This is a genomic window from Paenibacillus sp. Mc5Re-14, from assembly GCF_001049835.1.
GTDB lineage: Bacteria > Bacillota > Bacilli > Paenibacillales > Paenibacillaceae > Paenibacillus > Paenibacillus polymyxa_C.
Genome location: NZ_CVPD01000001.1, coordinates 2,754,212 through 2,771,367, shown reverse-complemented (window position 1 = coordinate 2,771,367; position 17,156 = coordinate 2,754,212). Strand labels below are relative to the sequence as shown.

The following is a 17,156-nucleotide window of genomic DNA, read 5'->3' as shown; positions in this document are numbered from 1 at the left end:
TTCAGCTCTCCTTTTGAACAGCTCTACTCCTCTGTCTCAAATCATTTATTCGTTACTCCCTGCTGGTAGCGGCGGCACTTTGGATGGATCCACCAGCGCCCAATATGCATATTTGGCCTTTAACCGTTCATCGAACAGCAGCGGCTTATCCAACCGGGCAATCGGGAACGTACTGAGCCACGTATTGCCATCATCTGTCCCCCAAATGGTCACATTGCTGATATGGTCCTGCTGTCGTGTAAACATATCGAACAGCGCCTGATAACGATGAGCCTGCCGAATCAGCATGGCTTCAGGAATCGTTTCGTAGCGATCCGTATCATTAGAGTAAAGGCCCATATCCAGCTCCGTGATCTGATTATCCAGCCCAAGTGAAGCAAACTTTTCGATGGATTGCTCAATTTCGGCTATGGTAGGAAACTCCAAGCGGATATGCGATTGGTGACCTACGCCGTCAATCGGTACGCCTTTGGCAAGCAAATCACGCACCAGATTGTACAGAAAATCGCGTTTCTTCGGTTCATGGGTATTGTAATCGTTAATGAACAATCGCGCGTTCGGCCCTGCCACTTCCCTCGTGACACGGAACGCTTTTTCAATATAATCGGTTCCTGTAATCTGATACCACTTGCTGCGGCGCATGCCGTCCGGCTGATCAGGATCAATGACCTCATTTACCACATCCCAATCGGTAATGACATTTTTATACCGGGCCGCAACTGCGCGAATATGCGTCTCCAGGCGGTCCAGCAAAAGCTTTTTATTCTCAGCAGTCGGCGTCATCGGCTGTCCATTTTTGTCCTTAAACATCCAATCTCCAGTCTGGTTATGCCACACTAAGGTATGGAAACGTATTTCCAATCCGTGCTGTCTGGCAAATTGCACAATTTGATCTGCTTCCTCCCAATGAAACTGCCCCTCAGATGGTTGCAAGGAGACAGGCTTCATCGCATTCCCTGCAACGACGCTGTTAAAATGCTTTTGTACCAGTTCTCCGTAAGCCCCTTCGGTCTGGAAAGCCTCAATCGCTGTGCCGATGCTGAACTGTCCCTGATATAATCCATGCAAAGCAGGTATGTCCTTTTCAATCGCCAGCGGCGGCACCAGCGACAATTCGAAATCATCCATATAAAAGGAAGACGTCCCTTCTGGCGATTCCAGGTACATAGAAACGGTATCTGCATCATGTGCGAGCGTATACGTACCAGACAAATGCACCCATCCCCCTGTCGTGACAGCCGTATCGCCTACAACCGTTTCATATGCACTTTGGCCTTGGTAATCACGCTGTGCACTGAGCCTCACCTTAGCAGGCTGCTCACCCGGAGCCAGCTTCACCCAGGCACTGACCGTATATCGGTTGCCTTTTTGCATTGTGGCAGTCACGTCCAGCTTGGGTCCGGCATATGCCTTTTGTCTGCCCGTTGTCAGCAGACTGTATGAGCCGGTCCGTGCATCGGCATTCAAGACCTGCACGGTCTCGTCTCCCAAGCGGGATATCCATCCTTGGGCTGTACCGTCTTCGAACCCGGATACGATCCCACTTGTAGGATTTGTTGGTGTTACTGAAACCTGCCTGATTTCCACCTCATCCACGTAGTAAGCCTGAGCAGAATTCGAGTTCTCCACATACAGCTTCAATGCATTCATCTCCCCGGTAAACGTATATCTCCCCTGGAGTTTGATCCACGATGTATCTGTTGTCTCCGTCTGAGCTAGGGTCTTCCATGCTGTAGTCCCGCCTGTCGGCTGCTGCTCCATCGTAAACTTAAGCACGCTTGGAATTGCAGCATTGCCGTCCAGTTTCACATATCCGCTAATTTCATACTCCACATCCGGCAGCAACAGTGGCTTCACATCTAACTCTGCTCCATTCCAAGCCGCCGTACGAGCGGTTGCCTTCAGACTGTGCGTACCACCATATGCCGCTTCCGTGACGGATGCAATTTGGGTATAAGCTCCCCGTGGCTTCCAGCCGTCACTGTTTCCTTGCTCAAATCCATACGCTCCAATGATCTTCCCTGCCGATAGCACCGTGTTCGAAACCGACGGAGAATGTTCCACAGATGGAGCTGCTTTCGCTACAGATATTCCCCACCATCCGATAGGCGATAACAACAGCACTCCAGCCAGCACCAGACAAAAAGGCGTATACCAACCTGACCGCAAAGCAATCCCTCCTGCACTCAAATTTTTGAATTCGTATTTGGCACCCTTGGATTTCAGTTACTTGCGGATTAAAAGTGGCTCCTAGAATAAATGTAAAATATCTACTATCCTTTCACGCCTCCCAAGGTCATACCCTTCACAAAGTATTTTTGTAAAAACGGATAGACTAAAATAATAGGAACTGAGGCGACAATCGTCATCGTGGCACGAATAGAGGTAGGCGTAACCGCCTTCGCCAGATTTTCTGACCCTGAAAACTGGCTGGCATAATCCTGAGCGTTAACGGACGTATTGGAATTTTGCAAAATTTTCATCAGCTCATATTGGAGTGTGCTCCACTGCTCATACGACGAATTGTACAAAAATACATCGAACCATGAATTCCATTGCGAGACCGCCGTGAACAACGACACCGTTGCCAGCACCGGCACACACAGTGGCAAAACGATACGCATAAAAGTAGCAAATTCCCCAGCACCGTCAATACGCGCCGACTCCAAAATCCCCTCTGGCAAGCCCTCAATAAAGGAGCGAATGACTATGACATTAAACACCCCGATTAACCCCGGTACGATGTACACCCAAAAGGTTCCCAGCATCCCAAGCTCACGAATTAAGAGAAAATTGGGGATCAAGCCACCGCTAAAATACATCGTCAAAATAAAGGCAATCGAAACAAATCTGCGCAGCACATATTCCGGCCGGCTGATCGTATACGCCACCATCGCGCAGCAAAACACCGAGGTCACTGTACCGGCAACCGTACGTAATACAGAAATCAACGTAGCATGGAAAATCGTCGCTTCCTTGAATACAAATTCATAATTGCTCCACGTGAATTCACGCGGCCACAAATAAATCCCACCCCGAATGGAGTCATTCGCTTCATTTAATGAAACCGCCAACGTATTTAAAAATGGATACAGCGTGAACACCATTAGGCACAGCATAAACACAACATTGCACGCATCAAAAATCCGATCCGAGGGCGCCCGAAATCGCCCATGTACGGCCTTCCCTTTGCCCATGACTTCCTCTCCTTTCTGAAACATCGCCTCGCCCAGCACTTAAGGTCTTGATGAGGTCCGCGAAGCGGCCTGCTAAAAAACCACTGATCTTCCCTGTAAAATGCATGAGCACGCCCCCTGCTATCGCATCGAATCGCTCATTCCCAAAGATAGCCTCTAACGGCGATAGCGAAGCTGAGCCACCATCATGACGCAGTTATTACAAGAAAGCGCGAAGCACGCGCCTTCCTTAAGTTCTCCCCTGCCACTACCCTCAGTTCTTAAAAAAAGTGACTTTACGGCGGGTAGTAGCGGAGCGGGCGGAATTGTTCTGAAGAAGCGGAGCGTTCGCCTTTATCCCCGGATTCCAACCTCTAATCTTTACCAAAAAAAGGAATCCGGGGATAACAGCGATCGGAAGAACAATCCGCACGCGAAGCGACAACGAGCCCTCCCCAGAAACTCACTCTTTTTTTAGAACAACCTCTCCTCCCCTAACCGCTTCGCAATATAATTGGCGCTAAACAACAGTATGAAGCTAACCACCGTTTTGAACATTCCGGCAGCAATGGAAAGCGAAAAGTTCCCCATCTGGATACCATATTTCAGTACGAAAATATCCAAATTTTCCGAGTAATCCACGTTCATGCCGTTGCCCAGTAAATATTGAGGTTCAAAGCCTGATTCGAGCAGGTTGCCAATGTTCATAATGAGCAGGATGATAAATACAGGCTTTAATCCTGGTAATGTCACATGCCAAATCCGCTGAAACCGTCCTGCTCCGTCTATCTCGGCCGCTTCATACTGCGAGGGATCAATCATGGTCATCGCGGCCAAATAAATGATGGTATTCCAGCCGACATTTTTCCATACCTCCGACGCACCGAGAATACCCCAAAAGTAGCTTCCCTCACCTAACCACAGAATAGGTTCCTTAATCAGCCCAAGCCACATCAGCACCTCATTGATGATACCGCCGTCCGCAGACAGTGCAGTACTAATGATGCTGGCCGCGACCACCCAAGAAATAAAGTGTGGCAAATAGCTGATCGTCTGAACCACCCGTTTAAATACGAGCTGGCGAAGCTCATTCAGCAAAATCGCCAATGCTATAGCGGTGACAAAGCCCAGCACCAGGTTAATAAAGCTCATCGCCAGCGTATTGCGCATCACCCGCAGAAAGTGTTCATCCTGAAACAGAAAACGGAAATGCTTCAACCCGACCCAATGCTGGTCAAGCAGCTTGCGGGCAGGCTTAAAATCCTGGAAAGCAATCGTCCAGCCCCACAGAGGTAAATATTTAAAAATAAACAGCCAGATTAAAAAAGGGACGGACATCCATACGAGTGCACGCTGCTGGTTCAGCTTGTGTATAAATCCCCTAAAGCCGGTTCGCCGTGAGGACGGCAAACGACCCGAGGAGGTCGTAACAGGTGGCGGTGACGTGTAGCTCATAGCTGCTTCCTCCTTTATTTTTTCCCGACCGTCTTGACTTTTTTGGCAACCTCCTTCGTGATCAGTTCCTCAAAAGCCTTCACATCCAGCTTGTTAAACTCGGTGGTGTATTCATTCCAAATGGCATCAAACTGTGCCGGTGCAGACAGCACCAAGCGCGGGAAATATTTGCGCTGCAGGTCTCCTTTTTTTTGCTGAAAGATCTGCGCTGGTGAGCCTTGGGCAACCTGAATGCTCCAGGCTGGGAACCATGGACGTTCGTCAGGTGCGGAAAACATCTGCGAGAAGGACTCTACACCGTTTGCTTTTAGCAGCTTTTTATCACCTTCGGTATACGACATACGCGCAACCTCAGGCTGCCGTCCGGGGCTAGCCGAGTTGCCGTCGGGCAAGGAAGAACCGTTACCGTATCGCGGCCAGCTGTATTCAAAATATTTGAACCCAAATGAGTCACGGAACGCATCCTCACCCGTCTTTTTAATTTGCTCCTTGGTCCGATAAAAGCGCCCATTTTTATCTACATCATAGGTTTCACCTTTGATCCCCCAGTTGGATAACACTTGGTTTTCGTCGGTCAGCAGATTGTTGAAAAATTTGATAATACGTACCGGGTCCTTGGCACTGACTGTAATTCCAATGCCTCGGTTATTAACAAATGACGACGGATCAAGATACTGATCCTTTATATTCCGGTCGTATACAACAGGCAGCCCTACATATTCCAGATCATCATTACCCGATCGCTTGGAAGCCTCCTGCAGGTTATTTAGAGCCTGCCCTGCCTGCCAGCGGTAATCGAAAAAGCCCAGCACCTTGCCCGAGGTCAGCTTCGCCAAATATTGATCGTAATTGTCCACAAAGGACGATTTATCGAACAGGCCCTCTGCGTTAAGCTGATTTAGCTCTTTCAGGTACCGTTTAGTGATGTCCTTATCTCCATAATCCGTCGCCTGGTGTGTTTTCATATCAATAATTGTGCCGCCATCGTTGGGATAGCCTGCCAGATGCATCGGCGCATTCGTAAGCGCATAAAACCTATCCTGCGTGGTTAGCGCCAAGTACCCAGTTAATCCCTCGTCTGCATGCTTTTTCGTATAGTTCCGAATCAGAGCCAAGTACTCATCTAACGTTTTTATTTTTGGATATCCCGCCTCCTTCAACACTCTGCGCTGTATCCAAAAAGCTCCCTGCTCTATGTTAGGAGCAGACAAATAATCGCCGACCACCGCGCTAAACGGCAGGAAATAGATATTCCCATCCTCCGCTTTCATCAGGTTGTAGTAGGGTCCGTATACACGCTTGATATTTGGTCCATATTTGTCGATCAAATCATTCAGGGGAATAAAAGCCCCGGCATCCAGCAGTTTATCAATCGTCCCATCCGGTACAATTACGTCCGGGTAATCGTTGCTTGCAATAAACGTGCCAATCTTCGTATTCGAATCCCCTACCAAATGCTCCAGCTTCCAGTTCACGCCGGTCTGATCTTCCAAAACTTTTCCGATCCGCGTTTCATTGGTATTAATGTCTCTTCCCGCCGTGGCATTAAAATACGTGAATGTGACCTTCTCCTTGCTATCTCCCGACGCAGGCTCCTTATCCGAGCTCCCTGAGCAAGCAGCGATCATAGATGCCATCATAACCATTACCAGACTGATGATTCCGAACCTTTTGCTTGTCATGCCAGACCTTCCCCTTTCGGCCTCTTTTGTCGATTGTGTGTGAATATCATGCGCACGCCCCTTGAACAACGAGAATCCCGCGCACCCTAAATTGTAAGCACTTTCATTTTATAAAATGCCGTTCAGTTTGTTCACCTGTCAATCTAAAGGTGTTACTTAGGAAACTATAGGTCCCGATCCGCAGGAATCATTATGCGAATCTCCGTACCTTCGCCGGGTGCACTGCGAATGGCGAGCTCAAAGCGTTTCCCGTAGTAAAGTTTTAGACGATAGATGACATTTTGCAGACCTATACGCTCACCCATTTCTTCCTGCCTTTGCATGTAACCATATAAGCGCTGCACCTGTTCCACAGACATGCCAACCCCATCATCCCGAACCGTTAGAATCAGTCGTCCTTCCTCATGCTCAAAAAGGATCTCAATGCGTCCCCCATGCTTGAGCGGCTCAATGCCATGGATACTTGCATTTTCAACTAGCGTTAGCACGACCATCTTGGGGATCAGATTTTCCAAGTCTTCAGAACGTGCCTGTACCTCATACTGTATTCGCTCACCAAAGCGATATTGTTGGATTTCCAGAAAACAACGGATCAACTCCAACTCGTCCCGCAAAGTAACTCGATCCTTGTTCCACACCAGCGAATTGCGGAAAATCCGTGCCATGTTATGAATAATGCGGGCTGTCTCATCCTCATGCTTCATCAGGCTTCGCATGCGAATCGTCTCCAGCGCATTGAACAGAAAATGGGGGTTGATCTGGCTGTGAAGTGCATTCAGCTGGGCATGTCTACGCTGAATCTCCAGATTTTTTCGCTGAATATCGGCCATATAAACATCGTTAATCAGTCGTTTGATTCTCAGCGTCATCCGATTAAATTCACCTGTTAGCTGTCCGATTTCATCACTCGACTCCATACCTGGAATGAGTTCAAAATGCTGATTTTTCACCTTTTTCACATGTTTCAAAATGCGATGAAGCCGCACGTTCAGCGAACGTGTAATCCAAATAATGATCAAGGTGGGCAGCAGCATATTCACACAGGTTAACAAGAGCGCAAAATTGCGAGGTTCCTGCATTTCATACAGCACTTCATCCCTTGATACTGCGGCCACAATGCTCCAGCCGTTCAGATTATTCGTAAGCACATAACTGGTCTTGAACTCCATGGTGTTCTCGGGCAGCTTGAGGGTACTATAGGCCACGCTTTTATGGTTTATATCCACCTTGGGATCATTTGTGTATTCAATTTCTCCCCGTTCGTTAAGCAGGAAGAGACTCCCCTGTAAATTCAGGTTATTGAAAATCTCCCGAATGGACGACATTCGCAGCTCTATTTTTAGTATTTTTTCACGACCACTTGGGGAATAAAAGTAGTTCATCCGTCGAATCAGGCTGAAGGGGTGTGTCTGCTCGTCGGTACTGTCGTCGGTACGGACAAATATAGGCTTGGACTGGCGTCCAGGCGGGATTTGGGTATACCAGGGGAAGCTTTTGACCCTCTCATCTATAAAGCTGATTCCCCCGGAATTCAGCAGCGTTGAATTATCAGTGTAGATCGTAATTCCACCTACGGATTGGTACACAGGGCTGTACGTATTGTTTAAGATACGACGTAAATAAGAGTCATAAACAGCAATATAGTCAGCAGGGTGGGGATATGTTTCTTCCAACACCTCATTGAGTCGATAATCGGTATAAAAGATAGACGAGATTTCCATCGCATCTTCAAATTCCCGGTGAAATTCAATTTTAATTTGTTCCAGTGCGCGCGTAATATCCTGAATACGCTGTTCCTTCACATTTTGCGAGGTAACATGGTAAAAGATCAGATTGGTCAGCACTATAGGTGTAAAAACACAGAGGAAATAAAGCAGCAGCATTTTATCTCGCAGCCGTATATGATCCAGGATAGTTCTCAGCCTCTTCATTCGCCGGACCTCTCTGGCTCGTACCCAACACTCAGGCTATTGCGGTATTCACTTGGCGTGACGTGCGCCAGCTTTTCAAACTGAGTCACAAAATAGTCTGAACTGCCGAAGCCCACGCGCTCCGCAATTTCATATATACGCAGATCCGTCTGCCGTAGCAGGCGTTTCGCCTCCTGAATGCGTAATTTCAGCAGGAATTCGTTAAAGTACACACCGTATGTTTTTCTGAACAATTGACCGAGGTATACCGGATTCATGTAAAAGCGGGCCGCAATATTTTTCAGACTTATATTCTCGTCAGCATGCTGCTCAATGTAAGCACGGATATGCTGGATTCCTCCCTGCTGACATTCCTTGCGCAGCGTCCCAATATATTTTCCACTTTCCTCGGCAAAGGCTGTAAACAATCGCTGGAGTTCACCCAGCGACAGATTCATATCCTGCCAGTTGATCATCGGTTCCAGCGACTGAATTGAGCGCTCATTTCCCTGCATGTTTTGAATGACCCGCACGATACTAAGAACGCATTGATGCAGACTCATTTTCATAGCCTCAGGGGCATAATGCTCTTCCCGAAAGCTGCTAAATAAATAATCTACGGTCGCACGCAGCTCTTCCAATTGGAGTTCCTCGATCTGCTCTGTCAAGCTATCGAGTACGTCCTGACGAATGGTCCTATAGTGGAGGGGTGGCATTTCTCCCTGCAGATAGACAACAATACCACTATGGTCATGAATGTATTTATGGAGCACTGCCTCCTTTGCACTGGCATAGGACTGCTGGATATCCCGCAACTGATTCACAGGACTTCCCGCATAAACGAACACCCGACTTCCCAACCGGTCTTTTAGTGACTCCATCCCCTCTATCTCCTGTTGTAGCGCTTTCATAAAAACTTCCACCTTGGCTTCAAAACACTCTAAAAAGAAGTCCGGTACGATAAGACCAATCCGGTTACGATGCTCATGGACATAGAGAGGGTACTTGCTGCCCATTAAACGATGAAGCGCTTGCTCTATAAGTTCCCTGAACTGGAAAAGTGATAGCATGACGCCATCGTCACCGGAGTGCCAAGGATGCTGATCGTTCAGCTCGACGAGTACATAGTACATATACGTGGCTTCTCCAAGCCGCAACTGTTGCTCCCAATGTGTCACCACTGCATCATCCACTGGGTTCATCATCATCGTCTCTAGCAGCCCGCCTGTAAGGTGGTTCTGATATCGCTGCGCGTTCTGTTGTTCACGGTGCAATCTTTCACTCAGCTTGCGCAGTGTAGCCGAAAAGTCCTCATCATCAACCGGCTTAAGTATAAAATCATGAACTCCATAGCGGAGTGCCTGCTGCGCATAAGCAAAATCACTGTAGCCGCTCATGATAATAAAAGCAGGATGTTGGGTACTCCGTTCGAGTACAGATCGAATCAGCTCTAATCCATCCAGCACAGGCATACGAATATCGGTAATGATCAGGTCTGGGTGAAGACGACTGATTAGCTCCAGCGCATCCTCACCGTTATCAGCTTCACCCACGATTTCAAAGCCACAGATTTCCCAATCGACAAGTTGAATCAGCCCTTTGCGGGTGAAAATTTCATCATCCACTACAATGGCTCGATGCAGCTTCATAACCTGCTTCCTCCTTTCGATGAAACGTCATTTTATTGGGGTTAACTACTTCACGAGCCTTGCACGATATTCCAGCTGGAGAAAAATGGCCTTTAAAACGTATTGTGGCACTTCGGAAGCCATTTGTACAGACGGGATTTCATCATAAGGTCGCTCCAAAGCGTGAAAACTATTGCCCCCAGCTTCTTCCTCACTGAACACAACCGTGACCTACTGTGGCTTAGACATTCAGCGCTGTCACAGGTACAGTAATCCCGCTAGACAGCCGGTTTATAGCGTATTCCGGGGTGTGTCTCTCCAATACAAAAGCCGCCTGGTCTAAATGACCAAGCGGCTTTTATATGTTTGGACTGCAGTTCCTCTTCTTGCGATTTCTATACTTTATATATTTTGTGTATAGTTTTCACTTGGCGTTTTGGTCAACACCACATGCAGGCTGGAATTCGCTTCTGCACCACCACGATAGGAAAAGTGCTCATCTCCGGTCATATGGATCATATCCCCTTGGACAACTTCCGTTTCCTCACCATTTACAGTTACAGTACCGCTCCCTTCCAGAACAAGCAAATATACATTCGCTCCTGGATGATTATGTGTTGGTAGCTCAGCATTAGGGGTGAAGTTGAGAATAAAAATGACATTGTCGGCTTCCTTATGCACAATTCGTTTTGTAAATGAAGCTTCTTTATATTCCTGAAATTGAATGAGGTTTGATTTTTTCATGTAGATTCACTCTCCTGTTTGTAATTGGATTGGGCTATATAGTCTTATTGTATTTGATTATTACGCTCGTCTTGTGATTGCGATCACAAACATAAATTTAAGTCATAAATACTTTGAAATATTCAAAAATTTGATTTCAATCATCTTTTTCATCATCACATCCAACTAAAATCGAATTGTGTCAGACAAACCAAAAAAGCGGGAGGTTATTCCTATGAAACCAGGATTTAAGCTGGCAAAGGATATTTATTGGGTAGGAAAAATTGATAATCGTGAGGTCCCCTTTCATCGTCTTCTACTATCAAAGGGTACAACATATAATGCATATCTGCTGAAAACAGGAAAACCAACTATTGTAGATACCGTAGATATGGCGTTCGGCAGAGAATTTGCAGAAGCTGTAGCGGAATTAATCGACCCGTTGGATATTCAATATATAATCGTCAATCACACGGAACCGGATCACTCCGGCGGGTTAGCGGCACTTGCTTCCAAAGCAGCAAACGCCACAATTGTCTGCACGGAGATTGCCGTTCCGGAAATTCAGCAGATGTACAAGCTCCAGCATCGGAATTTCCTCGTCATCAAGGACGGGGATCAACTGGATATTGGAGGCAAGACACTGCTGTTCAAGGAAACACCTTATCTCCATACAGAAGAAACTATGATTACGTATTGCATCGAAGACAAAATCTTGTTCCCTTGCGATATTTTCAGCACACACGTGGCTGTAGAACATCTATTTGCCGATGAGGCCGGCTTTGATATCACCGAGGATTTTATCGGATATTATCAGGCTATTATTCATCCTCATCGCAGATATGTGCGTACATTAATCGAAGCTGTATCTGACTTGGATATTGAGATGATTGCTCCTTCCCACGGCTTCGCGATCCGACATGATATTGCCAAATTTATTGATTTGTACGCATCGATGAGCACCGAAACCAAGGATGATAAAAAAGTAGCGATTGTTTATGCCACCTTAAAAAATAATACTAAAAAAATGGCAAACATCCTGAGAGATTGCTTTTTGGAGAACCAAATCAAGGTGGAGCTATGGGATGTAGATAAAGCGGATGAAACCGAGATATTAAATAGTATTACCTCAGCGGATGCTGTTTTCGTCGGCAGCTCTACCAAATATGCCGACATGACAGGCAAATTGGAAGATCTGCTGCAAAAAATGCAAAAGATGAATTTGGAAGGTAAGCTTGCTGCCGCCTTTGGTTCCTACGGCTGGAGCGGTGAAGCCATTGAAGTCGTACAGGATTACTTGAACGGTACTAATATGAAAGTCCAGAGCACTTCAGATGTCATCAAGTCAACAGGTATGACGCATGTGGAATTCCCGGTACGCATTCGCTTCTCTCCTACAGAAGATGAAAAAGTGAAAAAAATTAAAAATGCCGCTGAATTCGTCTCAGATCTGCTGCTTAGTGTTATTTGAGCACAGGAAGCTTAGAGGGAATAGGAGAGATGCCGAATGGATAACCAACATTACGTTATTATCGGAGGGGGCGTTGCCGCTATCAACGCGGCAAAAGCGATTAGAGATCATGATGAGCTAGCAGAAATTTCTATTTACGGGGAAGAGTCCTCCCTTCCATATAACAGAGTCAAGCTTTCGAAGGCACTATTCACTGACTTGCACAGCGACAAAATCCTGATTAAAAAGGAAAAGTGGTTTGCTAGTCAACGGATTCATGTGTATTCCGGCGTAAAGATCGCGGCGATACACGCAGAGGACTGCACCATCGAAACAGCCAACGGGCAAACCGTTGCTTATGACAAGCTGCTGCTGTGTACAGGAGCCCACAACCGTAAGCTTGTGCTGGACGGAGCTTCACTAAGGAACGTTCACAATATTCGGTTTCGACAAGATGCAGACAGACTTAAAACGGAATTGCGACAAGGTGACCGGATATGTATCATCGGCGGTGGTATTCAGGGTGTAGAAACCGCCTGGTCCTTCCAGCAAGCCGGATATGCCGTTACCATTCTGGAAGCTTCGCAACGGCTCATGCCTCGCCAGCTAGATGAAAAGGCATCCGCTATTTTGACCCGCCGAGTTATCGAACAGGGTACCCAGGTGTGCCTTGGGCAAGGCGTAAAGCGTATTACAGGCACAGATCATGTAGAGGGCGTAGAACTGCAGGACGGCACTGTTATTCCCTGCGAACATGTCGTGTACTCTATCGGAATTGTACCTAATACGGAGCTTGCTCGCCAAATCGGCCTTGATATTGGACAAGGCATTCTGGTAAATGCGCAGATGGAGACCAGCTCTGCCCATATATATGCGGCAGGTGATGTAGCCGAGTTCCACAATAGAGTAGATGGATTATGGGAAAGTGCTATGGAGCAAGGGAAAATAGCAGGCACTAATATGGCGGGTACCTCCACAGCTTACCAGCGTCCTCTTCCTGTCACCCTGTCCAACAGCTATGAAAGCCCCTTGTTTTCCATCGGTCTGGTAGACGAACAAGTCTGTGACACCAGCCTGACCCGTGAAAATCAAGTTTCTTATACACGTATGTTCATACAAAACGGCTCTATCTGTGGTGTGATCGGCTTTGGGGATGCTCTCGCTTCACTTCCATATAAAGCAGCCATTATCCAAGGACTCAGTCCGGATGCACCAGAGCTTACAAAAATTTTGGATGACAAGGAGAACTAAAGATGAAAAAATATGTATGTCAGCCCTGTGGATACGTTTATGATCCTGCTATGGGTGACCCTGATGAAGACGTTATGCCAGGTACAGCGTTCGAAGACCTTCCGGAAGACTGGGTTTGTCCAGTCTGCGGTGAGGATCAAAGCCATTTTGCCCCTATAGATGATGCAGAATAACAAGAACACGCTATACTTTCTAGTTTCCGGTTGATGAATGGAGTGAATGAATGTGAATGAGATGTCCTGCCCCTGCCAGTGTGAACAGGAGCCCTGTGCCCGCAAAGTGCCTATCTTTTCCTCTTTGTCCTGCGAAGATTTGTGTAAGGTTAGCTCTATGATCCGGCACCGAAAATATCAGAAAGGCGAGGCCTTGATTGTCGAGGAACAGGCTTCCGACACGCTGTACATTATTAAAAGCGGGCATGTTAAGCTGCTGAAGATGACACCTCAGGGCAAAGAACAAATTCTGCACATTCTGACAACTGGCGATTTTTTTGGTGAGTTGAATATATTTAATAACGACGAGTTGAGCAATTTTAGTGCGTACGCCTTAAAGGATACTGATATTTGTATGCTCACCAAAGATGATATGGAGGAGTTGATCCGCAACAATCCCGATATCTCTTTGAGGCTGCTCAAAACGATTACCAAACGCTTGGCACATACCGAAAACCTGGCTCAAAGCCTGGCTACCAAAGACCCGGAAATTCGTATCGCCTACATGATTCTCGAACTCGGACATAAATACGGCAAGCCGGACGGCTCCTATATTAAAATAAATCTCCCCCTTTCACGCGAAGAGATGGCTAATTATGTGGGTGTCACACGTGAAACGATCAGCCGAAAATTTGGAAAGTTTGAACAGCTGGGGATTATTCATATCAAGGGTACACGTGAGATTACCATCTGCGATGTACAGAAACTGAACGAATATATGGATTGATATATACCAGGTTACTCTGGCATGAGGACAAAAAAACCGCTTCTTTAACTTATGGATTGTAGTTGATTCATCAACCACTTCCATGTTGTTAAAGGGCGGTTTCTTTTATTCTGTGCATTTGGCTATTAGCTATTCTGTAAAATAACAATAGAAACCGTAAACCTGTTTTTGCGTAGTAATACAAAGTTTATAAGCCTGAAATCAAGCCAAGATTTCTGTGTCTTCATACTCTTTATAAAATAAGCAAAATGGGGAGGAATAGATATGGCGGATCATCAAACCAGCAAGGATATTTTTCGAGAATGTTGCTCTAGGATTGCTGCAGCCTGTGAGCCTTGCGGATTCAAATACTATAAATCCAGGCGAAGCATGGTCAAGCACGTGGACCCCTTTACGGCCGAGGTGCGTTTTTCGAGTAATGCTTTCAATGTGGCCGGCAGCCATTTGGAGTTTAATGTAAATTGCCAAATCATGAATACGCAAAGCGGAAAAGTATATTGGGCTATCAGCTTGAGCAGCTTCCGGAACAAAGGCAAGGTATGGAATCTGGCCAAGGAAACGTCTCGGGAGAAGGAATTGGCGGAAATTATCACATTGATTCGAGACAAGGTCGTTCCTTTGGTGGACAAGTATGGTGCTAATCTCGACGAGGTGCTTGAACAAGCCATCTTGACCGGATGGTTTTTGCCACAGTCGAATCCCATGGAATTCTATGTGCTGGACGTTTTGGATCTGGTGGTTGATTTCGGATCGCCGGTACAGGTAACCGAATGTGCGCACCGATACATCCGTCATTTATCGGAGGAAATGCAGAACACCTTCAGGAAAGATTATGAAGCCTATCAAAGGGATGAACAAGCTGCCAGCACGATAGCATTCCGCAAATTGATCCCTCTTATGGTGGAGAGAAACATTTCCTTGCCGCAGTGAAATGAAAAGGTATTGGCGCGCCGTATTGAGAACGTGCCTTCATCGCTGGAAGATGGGCGATCACCTGTGTGGTGACCGCCCATCACTCATTCTGCGGATAAAGGAGCTATATTGGTGGCCTTGGGAAGCGCAGCCTGAATTGTAGCCGGCCTGGAGCAATCCCACACTACTTTGACCAAATACCCAAACAACAAAACATTGAGCAATGATGTCACACACAAAATAATACCGTAATGATCCTGAGAATTGGAGCTATAGAAAATATCAAAGGTGTTCAGGAAAATCGTAAGACTGAATCCACCCGCAAGCCACAAAAATCTGCGATCTTTCAAATACAGGTACGCCAGTACAGCTAACGCCGCCGCAGGGAACAGATACCGTTCATGCATGCTGGAAGCGAAGGTAAATACACCTGCAATGAGTACCAGTGCAGCTGCTGCTGCAAATTGTGGTTTCCGACTACGGATATACATCCACCATGTAAACAGAGTCACCAGCACAATGCAGATCATCCCCCATGTATGGTAACTGAACAGGAACAGCGTTGTAGTGTCCTGCGTATAATTGCCACCAATTAGTGCGAAGAAGTTATACGCGTTCACCGAAGCATATGGATATTCGCCAACTGTCCCCTTGTATAAATCAAGCAGCCATAGCGGCTCCTGCCCCCATGAAAATGGCAATATGACCAGAATGGTTGTCACAACGGCACCACCAACGGACAACAGCCAAGGCTGTATTTTGCGCTGTCTCAGCAGCTCGAAGAACAGAACCGGCCCATAAATAATCCCCTGTGGCTTCATCAATACCGCTATCGTAAACAGTACAGCGGACCAGCCGATCCGGTTTTCCACCAGCAGCACAATCATGCCCACAATCAGCATGGTAAAAAATGAATCTACCTGCCCCCAGAAGGTTGAATTAATAAATACAGCTGGGTTAAACACATAGAATATAGCCAATCCGAGGCTCACTCCATAGCCGACCCGTTTGCTTGCCAACCGGTACAGCATGTACGCTGTCACGATATCAGCTAAAATATTCGGAAGCCGCAGCAATACGGACATATAAGGAATGAAAGCATCCGTAGAGCCGATTTTACCGATTACATATAAAATATAAATATAGAACGGTGGATAATCACTGGAACCATTCGTGTAAAAACCTGACAAGCTATCCGCTGCTGTTGTAGCCCAGTTTCGGAATAGCATTAAATCCATGTGACCCGAGATCCATGGGGCGATCGCCATTCTTAAAAAGAATCCCACACCCAGCACAGTCCACAGCATCAGTCCCCGATTACGTTCCCCGAGCTTCCATTCTTGAGCCCGAAAACGGTACGCAATAAACACGAACGCACCGAAGAACAAAGCAGCGAAAATCGCCATCGGAGTAGCATAAGCAGATGAAGAATTTCCATTTCTTCCCCCACCCATACCACCGCCAGGACCGCCCATGCCCATTCCAGATCCGTTACCAGACATGCCACCGGGGCCTCTGTGCTGTCCGTCTCTAGCAACACCACTGCCGCCCGATGCAGACGTATCATTCCCGGCCGTTGTACCTTTGTCACCCGATGTCGACGAATTCTCACTAGAGGAGTTGGTCGTCTGGCCCGTCGTCCCCTGATTCTTGCTGTCAGAGCTGCTCGCCGCATCCGTAGATGTTGGGAGAGAATTCTGCTGATCTTGTCCTACACTTCCTGTTCCCAGGTTCCCTGCGGTCTGACCGTCAGAGGGACGTTGCCCCGGCCCTCCCATGCCTCCGCCTGCTCCCCCTCCGAACCCGCCGGATGGCCCCTGCCTAACAGCCGCAGACTGAGACGCGGAACTACCTGAATAACTCCATAACGAAACGATACTAACGGCAGCACACAATATGAGACTAAATAGAAGTATATATTTCAGACCGTTCGCTTTCCAAACGTTCAAATCCGATGCACCTCTCTCTGTTTCTATTTTCCTCATATTGTATCTGCCTTAGCTTAGGACTTTGTGAGTTCTGGCTGAATG

The 17,156-nt window shown here is 47.0% G+C and carries 14 protein-coding genes; 5 read left to right on the top strand and 9 right to left on the bottom strand.

The genetic code is table 11. The features are described from left to right. Positions 1–45 precede the first annotated feature (45 nt). The 8 genes from BN1546_RS12575 to BN1546_RS12545 all read right to left on the bottom strand — a co-directional run bounded on the left by BN1546_RS12575 (position 46) and on the right by BN1546_RS12545 (position 10,595). A complete protein-coding gene (locus tag BN1546_RS12575; RefSeq protein WP_090737757.1) occupies positions 46–2,169 on the bottom strand; it encodes an endo-1,4-beta-xylanase in 2,124 nt (707 codons plus the stop codon). A gap of 104 nt (positions 2,170–2,273) precedes the next feature. Then, on the bottom strand, positions 2,274–3,197 hold the full coding sequence (locus tag BN1546_RS12570) for a carbohydrate ABC transporter permease (RefSeq protein ID WP_090737755.1): 924 nt from the start codon (positions 3,195–3,197) through the stop codon (positions 2,274–2,276). 453 nt (positions 3,198–3,650) lie between these two features. Beyond that, the gene (locus BN1546_RS12565; protein ID WP_090737753.1) at positions 3,651–4,631 is read right to left on the bottom strand and encodes an ABC transporter permease; all 981 of its coding nucleotides are present in this window, start codon (positions 4,629–4,631) and stop codon (positions 3,651–3,653) included. A gap of 14 nt (positions 4,632–4,645) precedes the next feature. Then, positions 4,646–6,313, bottom strand: coding sequence for an ABC transporter substrate-binding protein (locus BN1546_RS12560; protein ID WP_025676669.1), 1,668 nt, complete (start codon positions 6,311–6,313; stop codon positions 4,646–4,648). A 164-nt stretch (positions 6,314–6,477) separates the two neighbouring features. After that, positions 6,478–8,244 (bottom strand): sensor histidine kinase, encoded by a 1,767-nt coding sequence (locus BN1546_RS12555; RefSeq protein ID WP_090737751.1) that lies wholly within the window; start codon positions 8,242–8,244, stop codon positions 6,478–6,480. Further along, complete coding sequence (locus tag BN1546_RS12550) at positions 8,241–9,872, bottom strand: response regulator (protein ID WP_058711038.1); 1,632 nt, start codon at positions 9,870–9,872, stop codon at positions 8,241–8,243. The genes BN1546_RS12555 and BN1546_RS12550 overlap by 4 nt, the downstream gene beginning before the upstream one ends. Positions 9,873–9,917: 45 nt before the next feature. Next, a complete protein-coding gene (locus tag BN1546_RS27310) occupies positions 9,918–10,073 on the bottom strand; it encodes a hypothetical protein (protein ID WP_013373670.1) in 156 nt (51 codons plus the stop codon). A gap of 180 nt (positions 10,074–10,253) precedes the next feature. Continuing rightward, positions 10,254–10,595: a cupin domain-containing protein gene (locus BN1546_RS12545; protein WP_090737749.1), complete on the bottom strand. Its 342-nt coding sequence runs from the start codon at positions 10,593–10,595 to the stop codon at positions 10,254–10,256. A 214-nt stretch (positions 10,596–10,809) separates the two neighbouring features. Between BN1546_RS12545 and BN1546_RS12540 the strand changes: the two genes are divergently transcribed. The 5 genes from BN1546_RS12540 to BN1546_RS12520 all read left to right on the top strand — a co-directional run bounded on the left by BN1546_RS12540 (position 10,810) and on the right by BN1546_RS12520 (position 15,144). Then, the gene (locus BN1546_RS12540; RefSeq protein ID WP_058711036.1) at positions 10,810–12,045 is read left to right on the top strand and encodes an FprA family A-type flavoprotein; all 1,236 of its coding nucleotides are present in this window, start codon (positions 10,810–10,812) and stop codon (positions 12,043–12,045) included. A 36-nt stretch (positions 12,046–12,081) separates the two neighbouring features. After that, positions 12,082–13,275 (top strand): NAD(P)/FAD-dependent oxidoreductase, encoded by a 1,194-nt coding sequence (locus tag BN1546_RS12535; protein WP_090737747.1) that lies wholly within the window; start codon positions 12,082–12,084, stop codon positions 13,273–13,275. 2 nt (positions 13,276–13,277) lie between these two features. Continuing rightward, positions 13,278–13,448, top strand: coding sequence for a rubredoxin (gene rd, locus BN1546_RS12530; RefSeq protein WP_013373674.1), 171 nt, complete (start codon positions 13,278–13,280; stop codon positions 13,446–13,448). A gap of 61 nt (positions 13,449–13,509) precedes the next feature. After that, positions 13,510–14,214, top strand: a complete 705-nt coding sequence (locus BN1546_RS12525; RefSeq protein ID WP_031462455.1) for a Crp/Fnr family transcriptional regulator — start codon at positions 13,510–13,512, stop codon at positions 14,212–14,214. Between the two features lie 264 nt (positions 14,215–14,478). Beyond that, positions 14,479–15,144, top strand: coding sequence for a hypothetical protein (locus BN1546_RS12520; protein WP_040102587.1), 666 nt, complete (start codon positions 14,479–14,481; stop codon positions 15,142–15,144). Positions 15,145–15,230: 86 nt separating this feature from the next. Here BN1546_RS12520 and BN1546_RS12515 read toward each other — a convergent pair whose 3' ends face one another. Further along, complete coding sequence (locus BN1546_RS12515; protein ID WP_090737745.1) at positions 15,231–16,904, bottom strand: glycosyltransferase 87 family protein; 1,674 nt, start codon at positions 16,902–16,904, stop codon at positions 15,231–15,233. Between the last annotated feature and the right edge of the window lie 252 nt (positions 16,905–17,156).

What these genes read in the sequence shown, in the direction of transcription:
- BN1546_RS12570 (WP_090737755.1), bottom strand. Translation starts at nt 3,197, where the DNA reads ATGGGCAAAGGGAAGGCCGTACATGGGCGATTTCGGGCGCCCTCGGAT.
- BN1546_RS12565 (WP_090737753.1), bottom strand. Translation starts at nt 4,631, where the DNA reads ATGAGCTACACGTCACCGCCACCTGTTACGACCTCCTCGGGTCGTTTG.
- BN1546_RS12560 (WP_025676669.1), bottom strand. Translation starts at nt 6,313, where the DNA reads ATGACAAGCAAAAGGTTCGGAATCATCAGTCTGGTAATGGTTATGATG.
- BN1546_RS12555 (WP_090737751.1), bottom strand. Translation starts at nt 8,244, where the DNA reads ATGAAGAGGCTGAGAACTATCCTGGATCATATACGGCTGCGAGATAAA.
- BN1546_RS12550 (WP_058711038.1), bottom strand. Translation starts at nt 9,872, where the DNA reads ATGAAGCTGCATCGAGCCATTGTAGTGGATGATGAAATTTTCACCCGC.
- BN1546_RS12545 (WP_090737749.1), bottom strand. Translation starts at nt 10,595, where the DNA reads ATGAAAAAATCAAACCTCATTCAATTTCAGGAATATAAAGAAGCTTCA.
- BN1546_RS12540 (WP_058711036.1), top strand. Translation starts at nt 10,810, where the DNA reads ATGAAACCAGGATTTAAGCTGGCAAAGGATATTTATTGGGTAGGAAAA.
- BN1546_RS12535 (WP_090737747.1), top strand. Translation starts at nt 12,082, where the DNA reads ATGGATAACCAACATTACGTTATTATCGGAGGGGGCGTTGCCGCTATC.
- rd (WP_013373674.1), top strand. Translation starts at nt 13,278, where the DNA reads ATGAAAAAATATGTATGTCAGCCCTGTGGATACGTTTATGATCCTGCT.
- BN1546_RS12525 (WP_031462455.1), top strand. Translation starts at nt 13,510, where the DNA reads ATGTCCTGCCCCTGCCAGTGTGAACAGGAGCCCTGTGCCCGCAAAGTG.
- BN1546_RS12520 (WP_040102587.1), top strand. Translation starts at nt 14,479, where the DNA reads ATGGCGGATCATCAAACCAGCAAGGATATTTTTCGAGAATGTTGCTCT.
- BN1546_RS12515 (WP_090737745.1), bottom strand. Translation starts at nt 16,904, where the DNA reads ATGGGAGGGCCGGGGCAACGTCCCTCTGACGGTCAGACCGCAGGGAAC.